Source organism: Streptomyces sp. NPDC093064, from assembly GCF_044754605.1.
Lineage (GTDB): Bacteria > Actinomycetota > Actinomycetes > Streptomycetales > Streptomycetaceae > Streptomyces.
Map to the genome: position 1 here is coordinate 18,383 of NZ_JBIVPK010000051.1, position 16,923 is coordinate 35,305.

Below are 16,923 nucleotides of genomic sequence, written 5' to 3' on the forward strand. Positions count from 1 at the left end.
GCGCGTAGTCGGGGTGGGCCCAGGTCAGGAGTTCGACGACCGGCCGAGTTCGTTGTCGATGAAGGCGAAGATCTCCTCGGCGCTCGCCGCCTCGATCCGTTCGCCGACGGCCGGTCCTTCCCCGTCCGGGCCGGTGCCGTCCCAGGCGGCCAGCAGCCGCTGGAGCCGGCCCGCGACCCCGCGGCGGGTGGCCTCGTCCATGCCGTCGGCGGACAGTTCCGCCTCCAGCCGGTCGAGCGTCGCCAGCGGGGAGGCGGCCGTGTCGCTCCGGTCTCCGCCCGCCAGGGACCCGGCCAGGTGCCGGGCGACGGCGGTGGGCGTCGGGTGGTCGAAGACGAGCGTGGACGGCAGCCGCACACCGGTGGCCGCGGAGAGCCGGGTGCGCAGTTCGACCGCCATCAGCGAGTCGAAGCCCAGCCGGCTGAAGTCCCGGTCGGCGGGGACCGCGTCGGCACCGGAGTGGCCGAGCACCCCGGCCGTCTCCTGGCGTACCAGGCCGACGAGGGCCTCGTGCCGCTGCTCGGCGCCGAGGCCGGCCAGCCGGCGGGCGAGCCCGTCGGCACCGGCCGTGGCCGCCGCGCGGCGCCGGGCGCGGACCAGGGAGCGCAGCACCGCGGGGACGTCGCCGGCGTCGGGGGCGGCGGACCGGGAGACCCGGATCGCCACGGCGAGTGTCTCGTCCTGGCCGTTCGCCGCGTCGAACAGGGCGAGGCCCTGGTGTTCGGTGAGCGGCGGCATCCCGGAACGCTCCATGCGCTCGATGTCGGCGGCGGTGAGCGTGCCGGTCATGCCGGCGCCCTGGCCCCAGGGTCCCCAGGCGAGCGACAGGGCGGGCAGGCCCTGAGCGGCACGGTGCGCGGCGAGCGCGTCGAGGAACGTGTTGGCGGCGGCGTAGTTGCCCTGTCCGGGGCCGCCGGTGACGCCGGCCACGGAGGAGTACAGGACGAATCCGGCGAGCGGCAGGGCCCGGGTGGCCTCGTGCAGGTGCCAGGCGGCGTCCGCCTTGGGCCGCAGCACGGTGTCGAGTTGTTCGGCGGTGAGGGTGCCGATCGTGGCGTCGTCGAGGACGCCCGCCGTGTGCACGACCGCGGTCAGCGGGTGCTCGGGCGGCAGTCCGGCGAGCAGCGCGTCGACGGCGGCCCTGTCGGAGACGTCGCAGGCCCGTACGGTGACCTCGGCGCCCAGCGCGGAGAGTTCCTCGCTCAGGGCGGTGGCCCCGGGCGCGTCGGGTCCGCGGCGGCCGGCCAGCAGCAGGTGCTTGATGCCGTGGCCGGTCACCAAGTGGCGGGCGAGTACGGCTCCGAGGCCGCCGGTACCGCCGGTGATCAGTACGGTGCCGTCGCGGTCCCAGGCACGGACCTGGTCGGCGGCCGGGGTGGTCGTGGACGCGGTGCGGGTGAGGCGGGCGACGGTGAGCGCGCCGCCGCGGACGGCGGCCTGGGTCTCGCCCGCGTCGAACAGGGCGGGCAGCAGGGCCAGGACGGCGGCGTCGGTCGCGTCGGCGCCGTCGGCCGGGTCGAGGTCCAGGAGCAGGAAGCTGCCCGGGTTCTCGGACTGGGCGGAGCGGACCAGGCCCCAGACGGCTGCCGCCGCCAGGTCGGTCACGTCCTCCCGGCCGGCCGCGACGGCGCCACGGGTGACGATCGCGAGGCGGGAGTCCGCGGTGCGGGGGTCGGAGGTCCAGCGGCGCAGCAGGTCGAGCACCGGCACGGTGGCGGCGCGGACCGCGGCGGGCAGGTCGTCCCCGGCGGCGGGACCGCCCTCGACCGGCAGGAGCGTCAGCGGCGGCAGGGGTGCCCCGCTGTCCAGCAGTTCGGTGAGCGAGTGCGCGCGGCCGGCGAGGACGCCGTCCACCGCGGCGAGCGCGGTGTCCAGGCTGGGCAGCCCGTCACCGAGCACCGTCCACGGTCCGCTGTCGCCGGGGCGCGGGGCCGGGGCGGGCGCGACCCAGTCCAGGGTGAGCAGTGCGGCGTCGTCCGTGGCGGGGGCGTCAGTACCGTGTTCGGCGGTGGTGGCGCCCAGGGTGAGGGAGGCCACCGACAGCACGGGGCCGCCCTGCGGGTCGGTCGCCTCCAGCGCCCAGGTGTCGTCGCCGGTGGCGGTGAGCCGTACCCGCAGGAGGGCGGGGTGCGCGGCGTGCAGGACGAGCCCGTCCCAGGCGACGGCGTCGAGGGTGTCGTCGCCGTCTCCGTCTCCATCGAGGAGGGCGGCGGCCCGGACCGCGGTGTCCAGGAGCGCCGGGTGCAGGGCGAACGCCTGCTCGGCCGGGCTCTGTTCGGTGATCTCGACCTCGGCGAAGACGTCCCCGCCGCGCCGCCAGGCGGCGCGCAGCACGGCCGCGCCTGCGGGTTCGGGCAGGTCGTCGACCGGGGTGGCGTCCGCGGGCGGCCATGCGCTGTCGGCCGCGGCGGGGGCGGCGGGCGCGTCGGTGAGCGCCGCGGTGGCCCGCTCGATCCACGGGGCGCCGTCGCCGTCCGCGCGGGTGTGCACGGTGAGGGTGCGCCGGCCTCTCTCGTCGGGGGCGCCCACCAGTACCTGGAGGCGCTGGGGGCGCTTACCGGTGAGCACCAGGGGCGCGCTGACGGTGAGGTTCTCGACGGTGGTGCGGTCGCAGGCCTCGGCGGCGTGCAGCGCGAGTTCGGCGAGGACCGCGGTGGGCAGGGTGGTGGTGCCGTCGCTCACGCGGCCGGTGAGCCAGGGCTGTGCGGCGGCGGCCAGGCGTCCGCTGAGCAGTGTCTCGTCCGAGCCCGCGACCGCCGTGGCGGCGGTGAGCAGCGGGTGCCCTCCGGCGTCCAGGCCCAGTCCCCCCGCGTCGCCGCGGGCGGCGGTGGTGTCTGGCCAGAAGCGGGTGCCCTGGAAGGCGTACGTGGGCAGCGGCACCCGGCGGGCCCCGGTGCCGTCGAAGACGGCGCTCCAGTCGGCGTCGAGGCCGGCGGTGTGCAGCCGGGCCAGGGCGGTGAGAACGGACACGGTCTCGTCGCGGTCCTTGCGCAGCGCCGGCACGACGACCGTGCCGGTGTCGGGCAGGGAGGCGGCGGCGAGCGCGGAGAGCACACCGTCGGGACCGACCTCCAGGAAGGCGGTGACGCCCCGGTCGGCGAGCGCGCGGACACCGTCGGCGAACCGCACGGCCTCGCGGACATGACGCACCCAGTAGTCGGCGTCGGTGTGCGTGCCCGCGGAGGCGATCTCGCCGGTCAGGTTGGACACGACGGGGATGCGCGGCTCGTCGTAGGCGATGCTCTCGGCGACGGTGCGGAACTCGTCCAGCATCGGCTCCATCAGGGCCGAGTGGAAGGCGTGACTCACCCGCAGCCGGGAGACGCGGCGGCCGGACGACTCCAGCCGGGCGACGACCTGGCCGACGCCGTCCTCGGGGCCGGAGACGACGACGGAGGTGGGGCCGTTGACGGCGGCGACGGCGACGCCGTCGGCGAGCAGCGGCAGGACCTCGTCCTCGGTGGCCTCGACGGCGGCCATGGCGCCGCCCTCGGGCAGCGCGTCCATGAGGCGGGCGCGTGCGGCGACCAGCCGGCAGGCGTCCTCCAGCGAGAACACCCCGGCGACATGCGCGGCCGCGATCTCACCGACCGAGTGACCGGCCACGTAGTCCGGGGTGACGCCCCAGGACTCCATCAGGCGGAACAGGGCGACCTCGACCGCGAACAGCGCGGGCTGCGTGCAGCGGGTGCGGTTGAGCTGTTCCGGGTCGCCGCCCCACATGATCTCCCGCAGGGAGAAGCCGAGTTCGGCGTGGAGCAGGTCCAGCACGGTGTCCAGGGTGCGAGCGAACACCGGGAAGCCGGCGTGGAGTTCGCGGCCCATGCCGAGGCGCTGGGCGCCCTGCCCGGAGAACAGGAACGCCGGTGTACGGGCGGCGCCGGCCTCGGCGCGCGCGGCCTCGGTGACTCCGTCGGGGCCCGCCAGCAGGACGGCCCGGTGCTCGAAGGAGGACCGGCTTGTCACGAGGGACAGGCCGATGTCGGCGCGGGACACCTCCGGGTGTGCGGCGGCGTGGGCGCGCAGCCGCTCCAGTTGGGCGTCGAGCGCCTGCTCGGAGCGGGCCGAGACGACCCACGGGGTGACGGCGGGGATCACGGTGTCCTCGGCGGGGCGCTCGTCCGCGGCGGGCTCGGGGGCGTCTTCGAGGATGACGTGGGCGTTGGTGCCGCTGATGCCGAACGACGACACACCGGCCCGGCGGACCCGGCCCGTCTCCGGCCAGGCGGCTTCCTCGGTGAGCAGCCGGACGGCGCCGAGGGACCAGTCGACGTGCGAGGACGGCTCGGTGACGTGCAGGGTGCGCGGGAGCGTGCCGTTGCGCATCGCCATGACCATTTTGACGAGTCCGGCGGCACCGGCCGCGGACTGGGTGTGGCCGATGTTGGACTTCACCGAGCCGAGCAGCAGCGGCTGCTGCGGGTCGCGGTCGGAGCCGTAGGTGGCGATCAGGGCCTGGGCCTCGATCGGGTCGCCGAGCGGGGTGCCGGTGCCGTGCGCCTCGACGGCGTCGACGTCGCCGGGCCGCAGGCCCGCGTTGGCCAGCGCCTGCCGGATGACGCGCTGCTGGGAGGGGCCGTTGGGGGCGGTCAGGCCGTTGGAGGCGCCGTCCTGGTTGACGGCGGTGCCGCGCACGACGGCGAGCACCCGGTGTCCGGCGCGGCGGGCGTCGGAGAGGCGCTCCAGGACGAGCACCGCCGCGCCCTCGGACCAGCCCGTGCCGTCGGCGGAGTCGGAGAACGTCTTGCAGCGGCCGTCCTGCGCGAGACCGCCCATCTTGGAGAACCCGGCGAAGTTGGCGGGGGTGGTCATGACGGTGACACCGCCGGCCAGCGCCATGGTGCACTCCCCCGCCCGCAGTGCCTGCGCGGCGAGGTGCAGGGAGACCAGCGAGGAGGAGCAGGCGGTGTCGACCGAGAGGGCGGGGCCCTCCAGGCCGAGCGTGTAGGCGAGGCGGCCGGAGACGACGCTGACGGCGAGGCCGGTGGTGGCGTGGCTCGCGATGTCGTCGCGGGAGCGCATGACCAGACCGGAGTAGTCCTGGCCGCTGACGCCCATGAAGACACCGGTACGGCTTCCGCGCAGGGCGGCCGGGTCCAGGCCGGCGCGCTCCACGGCCTCCCAGGTGACTTCGAGAAGGATGCGCTGCTGCGGGTCCATGGCCAGGGCCTCGCGCGGCGCGATGCCGAAGAAGTCGGCGTCGAAGTCGGCGATGTCGTGCAGGAATCCGCCCTGCCCGGACAGGTCGCCGAGCTCGCCGCCGATCGTCGAGGACTCCCACTCGCGGTCGGCGGGGAAACCGGTGATGGCGTCGGTACCGGACGCCACGAGGTCCCACAGGTCCTCGGGCGATCCGACACCGCCCGGGAAGCGGCAGCCCATCCCGACGATGACCACGGGGTCGTCGTCGGACGCGGCGGCAGCGGTCTGGGGGGCGGTGAAGGCCTCCGCGGCGTCGGCGCCGAGCAGTTCGTCCAGGAGATGCTCGGCGAGCCGCTGGGGCGTCGGGTAGTCGAAGACGAGGGTGGCGGTCAGAGTGAGGCCGGAGGCCTTGCCGAGCCGGTTGCGCAGCTCGATCGCGGTGAGCGAGTCGAAGCCGAGGCCGCGGAACTCGCGGCGGGCGTCGACGGCGTCGGCGGAACCGTGCCCGAGGACCGTGGCGGCCTCGGCACGCACCAGGTCGACCACGAACGGCAGGCGCTGCTCTTCGGGCAGGACCGCGAGACGCTCGGCGAGTCCGGCGCGGGCGATCGCGGCGGTGCCGGCCCGGGCCCGGCGTCCGCCGGTGCGGACCAGTCCGCGCAGGATCGCGGGGACGCTCATGCCGGGGGGCAGCGAGCCACCGCCGCCGAGGCCCAGCGGCACGACGAGCGGTTCGTCGGCGAGGGTGGCGGCGTCGTACAGGGCCAGGCCCCGCTCGACGGACAGCAGCGGCATGCCGCTGTTGTCGTTGATGCGGCGCATGTCCTGGTCGCTCAGGCCGCTCGTCATGCCGCTGCCCTGCTCCCAGGCGTTCCAGGCGAGCGAGGTGGCGGGCAGGCCGAGGGTCTGGCGGTGGGCGGCGAGGGCGTCCAGGAAGGTGTTGCCCGCCGCGTAGTTGGCCTGCCCGGGGCTGCCGAAGACACCGGAGGTCGAGGAGTACAGGACGAAGGCGGCCAGGTCGAGGTCGCGGGTGAGGTCGTGCAGGTGCCAGGCGGCGTCGACCTTGGGCCGCAGCACGGAGTCGAGGCGGTCGGGGGTGAGGGAGGCGAGGATGCCGTCGTCGAGGACACCCGCCGTGTGCACCACAGCAGTCAGCGGGTGCGCGGCAGGGACGGAGGCGACCAGTGCGGCGAGGGCGTCGCGGTCGGCGACGTCACAGGCGGCGACCCTGGCCTCGGCACCGAGATCGGTCAGTACCTGGACGAGATCAGCGGCACCGGGGGCGTCGGGCCCGCGGCGGCTGGTGAGCAGCAGGTGCTTGATGCCGTGCTCGGCGACCAGGTGGCGGGCCAGCTCGGAAGCGAGGCCGCCGGTGCCGCCGGTGACCAGGACGGTGCCCTCGGGATCCAGGGGCCGGGGCACGGTCAGCACGATCTTGCCGATGTGCTTGGCCATGCTCATGAAGCGGAAGGCCTCACGAGAGCGACGGACGTCCCAGGCACGGACCGGGAGCGGGGACAGCACGTCCTGCTCGAAGAGGTCGACGAGGTCGAGCAGCATCTGCTGGATGCGGTCGGGATCGACCATGCCCAGGTCGAAGGACTGGTAGCTGATGCCGTCCGGGGCGGAGCCGGTGTCCCGGACATCGGTCTTGCCCATCTCCAGGAACCGGCCGCCCGCACCGAGCAGCCGCAGCGACGCGTCGACGAACTCACCGGCCAGGGCGTTCAGGACGACATCAAGGCCCTCCTCACCCGCGACCTCGGCGAACGCCGCCTCGAAGTCGAGGGTGCGCGAGGAGGCGATGTGGTCGTCGGCGACCCCGAGGGAGCGCAGCACATCCCACTTGCCCTCACTGGCCGTCGCGAAGACCTCCGCACCGAAGTGACGGGCGATCTGGATCGCCGCCATACCGACACCACCGGCACCGGCGTGGATCAGGACCTTCTCCCCCGCCTTCAGCCCGGCGAGATCCTTCAGCGCGTAGTAGGCGGTGAGGAACACCAGCGGCACGGACGACGCGGTCTCCCAGGACCAGTCGTCGGGGATCCGGGTCAGCAGACGCTCATCGGCGGCCCCCAGCGGACCGAACCCGCCGAACACCATGCCCATGACCCGGTCGCCGGGGGCCAGTTCGGTGACGTCCGGACCGACCTCGGTCACGACACCCGCGGCTTCGGAGCCGAACAGGCCCGCCTCACCGGGGTACATACCGAGCGCGTTGAGGACGTCGCGGAAGTTGAGGCCCGCGGCGCGGATCCCGATGCGCACCTGGCGGCCGACCAGCGGCTCCAGAGCCTCCGGATACGGCAGCAGGGCGAGACCGTCGAGGCTGCCCTTGACGCGGCTGCCCAACCGCCACGGCGTCCCGGCCGGCGGAACGAGAGAGGAACCGGACTCCAGCCGGGCGAGCCGACCGACGCGGACGGTGCCTTTACGGACCTGTGCCTGCGGCTCCTCCGCGTCGAACAGCCCTGCCAGCAGCGGCAGTCGGGCCATGGACTCGGCCGTGTCATCGACATCGGCCAGCAGCAGCCGGCCCGGGTTCTCGGACTGGGCGGAACGCACCAGACCCCACACGGGGGCAGCGACCAGATCGAGCGGACCACGCTCGCCGTCGGCGACGGCGTTCCGGGTGACCACTACGAGCCGGGAGGAGGCGAAAGCGGGCTCGGCCAGCCACCGCTGCACCAGGGCAAGCACCTCATGGGCCAGCTCATGGGCGACTTCGGGCCCCCGGTCGACGTCGCCACACACCGTCACGGCGACCATGTCCGGCGCGGCTCCGCTCCGGGCGGCCAGCTCATCGAGCGTGACAGCCGGGGCGTGCACGCCCGCGACCGCCCCGGAGTCCGCCGCGAGCACAGAGGTCAGCCCGAAGGGGTCATCACCGAGCACGGCCCAGCTAGCAGGAGCAGCCGGGGCGGCGACCGTACGAGGCGTCCAGTCGACGCGGAGAAGAGAGTTGGCGTCATCCCGGCGCGACTCGGCCCCGGGCTCCGGGCCCGCGGCACGCAGCGTCAGCGACTCCACGGAGACAACGGCCTGCCCCCCCGGGTCGACCGCGGCGATCTGCACCGCGTCCTCACCGCAGGAGGCGATCCGCACCCGCAGGGAGGCGGCTCCGTCCGCGTGCAGGGACACGCCCTCCCAGGCGAACGGCAGCAGACTGCGATCGTCGCCCTCGGCGGACAGGAAGACCGTGCTGTGCAGGGCGGCGTCGAAGAGTGCCGGGTGCAGGCCGAACGCGTCGGCGTCCTCGACGCTGTCGGGCAGCGCGACTTCGGCGTAGACCGTGTCGTCCTGGCGCCACACGGCACGCAGTCCACGGAAGACCGGGCCGTACTCCAAGCCGTCGGAGGCATAGCGCTCGAACATGTCGTCGATGTCGACGGCCTCCGCGTCACGGGGCGGCCACACGGTGGTGTCGAAGCCGAGAGCATGCCCACCCGAGCCGATGCGGCCGGTGGCGTGCTGGACCCAGTCGGCGTCCTGGTCCTCGCCGGGCCGGGTGAAGAAGCGCAGCTCGCGGGAGCCCTCCTCGTCGGCGGCGCCGACGGAGATCTGCATCTGCAGGGCGCCCGTGGAGGGCAGCACGAGCGGCGCCGCGATCATCAGCTCCTCGACCCGGTCACAGCCGGCCTGGTCGGCGGCGCGCACGGCCAGCTCCAGGAATCCGGTACCGGGGAAGAAGATCATGCCGCCGACGACGTGGTCGGCGAGCCACGGCTGGGTGGCAACCGACAGGGTGCCGGTCAGCAGGAGTTCGTCGGATCCGGCCACCGACATGGCGGCGCCGAGCAGCGGGTGGTCGACGGCGGCCAGACCGAGACCGGAGGCGTCCGCGGCGAGCGGGGCCGCCTTGGGCCAGTAGCGCTCGTGCTGGAAGGCATAGGTGGGCAGTTCGACGGTGCGGGCGCCGGTGCCGGACAGGGGAGCCGACCAGTCGACGTCGGCACCGGCGGTGTGCAACCGGGCCAGGGCGGTGAGGACGGACACGGTCTCGTCGCGGTCCTTGCGCAGCGCCGGCACGACGACCGTGCCGGTGTCGGGCAGGGAGACGGCGGCGAGCGCGGAGAGCACACCGTCGGGGCCGACCTCCAGGAAGGCGGTGACGCCCCGGTCGGCGAGCGCGCGGACACCGTCGGCGAACCGCACGGCCTCGCGGACATGACGCACCCAGTAGTCCGCGTGGGTGTGCGTGCCCGCGGAGGCGACCTCACCGGTCAGGTTGGAGACCACCGGAATCCGCGGCTCGTCGTACGAGAGCGTCTCGGCGACCGCCCGGAAGTCCTCCAGCATCGGGTCCATCAGCGGCGAATGGAACGCGTGGCTGACGCGCAGGCGGCTGGTACGGCGGCCCCGCGCGGCAAGCTGCTCGGCCACCACGAGAGTGGCCTGCTCCTCACCGGAGACCACGACCGAGGTCGGACCGTTGACCGCGGCGACGGCGACAGCCTCGGTGAGCAGCGGCAGAACCTCGTCCTCGGTGGCCTCCACGGCCACCATGGCACCGCCGCGCGGCAATGCCTGCATCAGACCGGCACGCGCGACGACCAGCCGGCAGGCGTCCTCCAGCGAGAACACCCCGGCGACATGCGCGGCCGCGATCTCACCGACCGAGTGACCGGCGACGAAGTCAGGGGCTAGACCCCAGGACTCCACGAGGCGGAACAGGGCGACCTCGACGGCGAAGAGCGCGGGCTGGGTGAACGCGGTGGCGTTCAGGGCCGTTTCGTCGCTGCCCCACATCACGTCGCGGACGGACGGACCGTGCCCGGTCTCCAGGAGGGCGGCGGCGGAGTCGAATGCCTCCGCGAACACCGGGCAACGGGCGTGGAGTTCACGGCCCATGCCGAGGCGCTGGGCGCCCTGACCCGAGAACAGGAAGGCGGTACGGTGCGGTTCGGCGACACCCCGGGCGAGCTCGGTGACGGTGCCGTCGGCGGCGAGCAGGACGGCCCGGTGCTCGAAACTGGAACGGCCGGTGGCCAGGGTGTACGCGGTGTCGAGCGGGGGCAGCGCGTCGGCGGACGCCCGCAGCCGCTCCACCTGGGCGTCGAGCGCGGCGTCGGACTTCGCCGAGACGGGCCAGGCGAGCGCGCCGGGCACCGGTCGGACGGCAACCGGCGCAGACACCGGCTCCTCAGGAGGGCCCTCGAGAATGACGTGGGCGTTGGTGCCGCTGATGCCGAACGACGACACACCGGCCCGGCGCGCCCGGCCCGTCTCCGGCCAGTCGGTCTCCTCGGTGAGCAGCCGTACAGCACCCAGAGACCAGTCGACGTGCGAGGACGGCTCGGTGACGTGCAGCGTGCGCGGGAGCATGCCGTTGCGCATCGCCATGACCATCTTGACGAGTCCGGCGGCACCGGCCGCAGCCTGGGTGTGGCCGATGTTCGACTTCACCGAACCGAGCAGCAACGGCTGCTGCGGGTCACGGTCGGAGCCGTAGGTGGCCAGCAGGGCCTGGGCCTCGATCGGGTCACCGAGCGGGGTGCCGGTGCCATGCGCCTCGACCGCGTCGACATCACTCGTGTTCAGGCCCGCGTTGGCCAGCGCCTGCCGGATCACACGCTGCTGGGAGGGGCCGTTGGGGGCCGTGAGTCCGTTGGAGGCACCGTCCTGGTTGACGGCGGAGCCACGCACCACGGCAAGTACCCGGTGCCCCGCGCGACGGGCGTCGGAGAGACGCTCGACGACGAACACAGCCGCGCCCTCGGCCCAGCCCGTGCCGTCGGCGGAGTCGGAGAACGCCTTGCAGCGGCCGTCCTGCGCGAGACCGCCCATCCGCGAGAACCCGGCGAAGTTGGCGGGAGTCGTCATCACGGTGACACCGCCGACCAGCGCCATGCTGCACTCCCCCGCCCGCAGCGCCTGCGCAGCGAGATGCAGGGACACCAGCGACGAGGAGCAGGCCGTGTCGACGGACAGGGCAGGCCCCTCGAGGCCGAGCGCATAGGAGAGGCGGCCGGAGACCACACTGACCGCCAGGCCGGCGGTGGCGTGGCCCGCGACGTCGTCGCGGGACCCCATGACCAGACTGGAGTAGTCCTGACCGTTGACGCCCATGAAGACACCCGTACGGCTTCCGCGCAGGGTGGCCGGGTCGACACCGGCGCGCTCGATGGCCTCCCAGGTGACTTCGAGCAGGATGCGCTGTTGCGGGTCCATGGCCAGGGCCTCGCGCGGGGAGATGCCGAAGAACCCGGCGTCGAAGCCGGCGATGTCACTCAGGAATCCGCCCTGCCCGGACACAGCACCGGCCTCACCGCCGACGAGCGGCGACGACTCCCACTCACGGTCGGCGGGGAAGCCGGTGATGGCGTCGGTTCCGGACGCCAGGAGGTCCCACAGTTCCTCGGGCGATCCGACACTGCCCGGGAAGCGGCAGCCCATCCCGACGATGACGACAGGATCGTCGGTCACCTCGGCGGCGGTCTCCGGGGGGGCGAAGACCTCGATGGCATCGGCACCGAGCAGTTCGTCCAGGAGATGGTCGGCGAGCTGCTCGGGCGTCGGGTAGTCGAAGACGAGCGTGGCGGGGAGAGTGAGACCGGTTGCCCTGCCGAGCCGGTTGCGCAGCTCGATCGCGGTGAGCGAGTCGAAGCCGAGACCGCGGAACTCGCGGCGGACGTCCACGGCGTCGGCGGAACCGTGCCCAAGGACCGCGGCGGCCTCGGCACGCACCAGATGGACCACGAACGGCCGACGCTGCTCCTCGGGCAGAACGGCGAGACGCTCGGCGAGTCCCGCGCGGGCGACCGCGGCGGTGGCTGCCCGGGCCCGGCGCCCACCGGTACGGACCAGTCCACGCAGGATCGCGGGGACGCCGGCACCGGCGTGCAACGGGCCGCCGCCCAGACCGAGCGGCACCACGAGCGGCTCGTCGGCGAGCATGGCGGCGTCGTACAGGGCCAGGCCCCGCTCGACGGACAGCAGCGGCATCCCACCGGCGTCACTGATCCGGCGTGCGTCCTGACCACTCAACTGGCCCGTCATGCCGACGCCTTGCTCCCACGCGCACCACGCGAGCGAGGTGGTGGGCAGGCCGAGGGCCTGGCGGTGGGCGGCGAGGGCGTCCAGGAAGGTGTTGCCCGCCGCGTAGTTGGCCTGCCCGGGGCTGCCCATGACACCGGCCGTCGAGGAGTACAGGACGAAGGCGGCCAGGTCGAGGTCGCGGGTGAGGTCGTGCAGATGCCAGGCGGCGTCGACCTTGGGCCGCAGCACGGAGTCGAGGCGGTCGGGGGTGAGGGAAGCGACGATCCCGTCGTCGAGGACGCCGGCCGTGTGCACCACAGCAGTCAGCGGGTGCGCGGCAGGGACGGAGGCAAGCAACTCGGCGAGCGCGTCACGGTCGGCGACGTCGCACGCGGCGACCCTGGCCTCGGCACCGAGATCGGCCAGCGCCTGCACGAGATCGGCGGCACCGGGGGCGTCAGGACCGCGGCGGCTGGTCAGCAGCAGATGCTTGACGCCGTGCTCGGCGACCAGGTGACGGGCCAGCTCGGAAGCGAGACCGCCAGTACCACCGGTGACCAGGACAGTGCCCTCGTCATCCAGGGGCCGAACGGCAGAGCCACCGGACTCCAGCCGGGCGAGCCGCCCGACACGGACCGTGCCCCCGCGGACCACGGCCTGTGGCTCCTCCGCGTCGAACAGCCCAGCCAGCAGCGGCAGTCGGGCCAGCGAGTCAGCCGTGTCATCGACATCGGCCAGCAGCAGCCGGCCCGGGTTCTCGGACTGGGCGGAACGCACCAGACCCCACACAGGGGCGGCGGCAAGATCGAGCGGACCACGCTCGCCGTCGGCGACAGCGCTGCGGGTGATCACGACCAGCCGGGAGGAGGCAAAGGCAGGCTCGGCCAGCCACCCCTGCACCAGAGCAAGCACCTCGCGGATCAACTCATGGGCGGCCTCGGGTCGTTGATCGCCATCGCCACGAACCGTCACCACGACCATGTCCGGAACGGCGCCACTCCGGGCAGCCAACTCCTCAAGCGTCGCAGCCGGAACCTTCACGCCCGCGACCGCCTCGGAGCCCGCCGCGAGCACAGCCGTCAGACCGAACGGATCATCACCCAGCACAGCCCAGGTGGCAGGAGCAGCCGGGGCGGCGACCGTACGAGGCGTCCAGTCGACGCGGAACAGCGAGTTGGCGTCATCACGGCGCGGCTGGGCGCCGGCCTCCGCGTCCGCGGCACGCAGCGCCAGCGACTCCACGGAGACGACCGGCTGACCCGCCGGGTCGACCGCCGCGATCTGCACCGCGTCCTCACCGCACGAGGCGATCCGCACCCGCAAGGTGCTCGCCCCGTCCGCGTGCAGGGACACGCCGTTCCAGGCGAACGGCAGCAGGCTGCTGTCGTCGGAGAGGAAGACGGTGCCGTGCAGGGCAGCATGCAGAAGCGCCGGGTGCAGACCGAAGGCACCGGAGTCCTCGACCGAGTCGGGCAGTTCGACGTCGGCGTAGACCGTGTCGTCGTGGCGCCACACGGCGCGCAGCCCGCGGAAGACCGGACCGTACTCCAGGCCGTCCGAGGCGAAACGGTCGAACAGGCCCTCGATGTCGACGGCCTCGGCGTCACGCGGCGGCCACACGGTGGTGTCGAAGCCGAGGACGTGCTCGCCGGAGCCGATGCGGCCGGTGGCATGCTGGGTCCAGTCGGCGTCCTGGTCCTCGCCGGGCCGGGTGAAGAAGCGCAGTTCGCGGTGGCCGTTCTCGTCGGCGGCGCCGACGGAGATCTGCATCTGCACGGCGCCCGTGGGGGGCAGCGTGAAGGAGGTGGCGATCGTCAGTTCCTCGACCCGGTCGCAGCCGGCCTGGTCGGCGGCCCGGACGGCCAGCTCCAGGAATCCGGTGCCGGGGAAGAGGACCGTGCCGCCGACGCTGTGGTCGGCGAGCCACGGGTGGGTGGCGAGCGACAGGGTGCCGGTGAGCAGGAGTTCGTCGGATCCGGCCACCGACATGGCGGCGCCGAGCAGCGGGTGGTCGGCGCAGGCGAGGCCGAGACCGGTGGCGTCGACGGCGGTCGGGGTCCCCTTGGGCCAGTAGCGCTCGTGCTGGAAGGCGTAGGTGGGCAGTTCGGTGGTGTGGGCGCCGGTGCCGTCGTGGAACGCCGCCCAGTCGACGGTGACGCCGGCCGAGTGCAGCCGGGCCAGCGCAGTGACGGCGCTGTGCTCCTCGGGGCGGTCCTTGCGCAGGACCGGGATGGTGACGGCGGTGGCGGACTGCTGGGCCAGGGCGGCCAGTACGCCGTCGGGGCCGAGTTCGAGCAGGACGTCGGCGCCGGCCTCGGTGAGCGCGCGGATGCCGTCGGCGAACCGGACGGCCTCGCGGACATGACGCGCCCAGTACTCCGGGTCGGTCAACTGCCCGTCGGCAGCGACCGTGCCGGTCAGGTTGGAGACGACCGGGATCCGCGGTTCTTCGTACGAGAGCGTCTCGGCGACCGCCCGGAAGTCCTCCAGCATCGGGTCCATCAGAGGCGAATGGAACGCGTGGCTCACCCGCAGACGGCTGGTACGACGACCCTGCGCGGCGAGCTTCTCCGCGACCGCGAGGGTGGCCTCCTCCGCACCGGAGACGACAACAGAGGTCGGGCCGTTGATCGCGGCGACGACAACGCCCTCGGTGAGCAGCGGCAGTACCTCGTCCTCGGTCGCCTCGACGGCGACCATGGCACCGCCACGCGGCAGCGCCTGCATCAGACCGGCGCGAGCGGCGACCAGCCGGCAGGCGTCCTCCAGCGAGAACACCCCGGCGACATGCGCGGCGGCGATCTCGCCGATGGAGTGGCCGGCGACGAAGTCGGGGGTGACGCCCCAGGACTCCACCAGGCGGTAGAGGGCGACCTCGATGGCGAAGAGTGCGGGCTGGGTGAAGCCCGTCTCGTTCAGCGGGGCTTCCTCGTCCCCCCAGATGATGTCGGCGAGGGAGGCGCCGAGTTCCTCGTCGAGCAGGTCGAGGACGCGGTCCAGGACTTCGGCGAACACCGGGAAACGGGCGTGGAGTTCACGGCCCATGCCGAGGCGCTGGCCGCCCTGGCCGGAGAACAGGAAGGCGCTGCGGGTACGGCCGACGGCCTGGCCCTCGTGGGCGTCCGGGGCGGGGTCGCCCGCCAGCCAGACGGTGAGCGCGTCGCGGCCGGTGGTGCCGTCCGCGTCGGTGACGACGGCGAGCCGGTGCTCCAGGGCCGCGCGGGTGGTGGCCAGCGAGTACGCGGTGTCCAGTGCGCCGGGGGCGCCGGTGGTGTCCAGGTGGGCGAGAAGGGCGGCGGCCTGCTCGCGCAGGGCGGCGGCGGAGCGCGCCGAGAGCACCCAGGGCAGGACGCCGGCGGTGCGAAGGGCGGCCGGCGCCTCTTCCGGCTGGGCGGCGGGGGTGTCGGGCGCCTGTTCGACGATGACGTGCGCGTTGGTGCCGCTGACGCCGAAGGAGGAGACGCCGGAGCGGCGGGGGCGGTCGGGCGCGGTGGGCCAGGGGCGGTTCTCGGTGAGCAACTCGACCTTGCCCGCCGTCCAGTCGACGTGGGTGGAGGGCCGGTCGACGTGCAGGGTCTTCGGCAGCAGCCCGTTACGCATCGCCATGATCATCTTCATGATCCCGGCGACGCCGGACGCGGCCTGGGTGTGGCCCATGTTCGACTTGATCGAGCCGAGCAGCAGGGGCTGTTCGCGGTCCTGGCCGTAGGTGGCGAGGATGCTCTGGGCCTCGATGGGGTCGCCGAGCGGGGTGCCGGTGCCGTGCGCCTCGACCACGTCGACGTCGCCGGCGTTCAGGCCCGCGTTGGAGAGGGCCTGCGTGATGACGCGCTGTTGGGAGGGGCCGTTGGGGGCGGTGAAGCCGTTGGAGGCGCCGTCCTGGTTGACGGCGGAGCCGCGGATGACGGCGAGCACGGGGTGGCCGTTGCGCTGGGCGTCGGACAGGCGCTCCAGGACGAGCACGGCCGCGCCCTCCGACCAGCCGGTGCCGTCGGCGGAGTCGGCGAACGCCTTGCAGCGGCCGTCGCGGGCGAGACCGCCCTGCCGGCTGAACTCGACCAGGGAGCCCGGCGTCGACATCACGTTGACACCGCCGGCCAGCGCCAGGGTGCACTCGCCGTTGCGCAGCGACTGCACGGCGAGGTGCAGCGCGACCAGCGAGGAGGAGCAGGCGGTGTCGACGGTGATCGCCGGCCCCTCCAGGCCGAAGGTGTACGACAGCCGGCCGGAGACGGCGCTGGCGGCGATGCCGGTGCCGACGTCGCCGGTGGCGTCGTCGAGGGACCGCACCAGCAGGTAGGCGTAGTCCTGCCCGTTGGTGCCGATGAACGTGCCGGTGCGGGTGCCGCGCAGCCGGGTGGCGTCGACGCGGGCGCGCTCGATCGCCTCCCAGGACGTTTCCAGGAGCAGCCGCTGCTGCGGGTCCATGGTGACGGCCTCGCGCGGCGAGATCCCGAAGAAGCCGGGGTCGAAGTCGGCGATGGAGTCGAGGAACCCGCCGCGCTGGCTGACCGAGGTGTCCCGGTCGTCGGTGCCGCTGGTGCGCAGCGCCTCCAGGTCCCAGCCGCGGTCGTCCGGGAACTCGGAGATCACGTCGGTGCCGCCGGCGACCATCTCCCACAGGGCCTGTGGGGAGTCGACGCCGCCGGGGAAGCGGCAGCCCATGCCGACCACGGCGATGGGCTCCCGGGCCGCGGCCACGATCGTCCGGTTGCGGCGCCGCAGCCGCTCGGTCTCCTTGACCGCGGCGCGCAGTGCCTCGACTACGTTCTCAGCGGGGGCGTTCATCTCTGCTCCATC

The 16,923-nt window shown here is 73.8% G+C and carries 1 protein-coding gene; it reads right to left on the reverse strand.

The genetic code is table 11. The features are described 5' to 3' along the window. Positions 1-24: 24 nt before the first annotated feature. Positions 25-16,911: an SDR family NAD(P)-dependent oxidoreductase gene (locus ACIQFZ_RS35960; protein WP_402693200.1), complete on the reverse strand. Its 16,887-nt coding sequence runs from the start codon at positions 16,909-16,911 to the stop codon at positions 25-27. Positions 16,912-16,923 lie beyond the last annotated feature (12 nt).

Excerpts from the sequence above, each read along its gene's own strand:
- ACIQFZ_RS35960 (WP_402693200.1), bottom strand. The coding sequence starts at position 16,911 with ATGAACGCCCCCGCTGAGAACGTAGTCGAGGCACTGCGCGCCGCGGTC.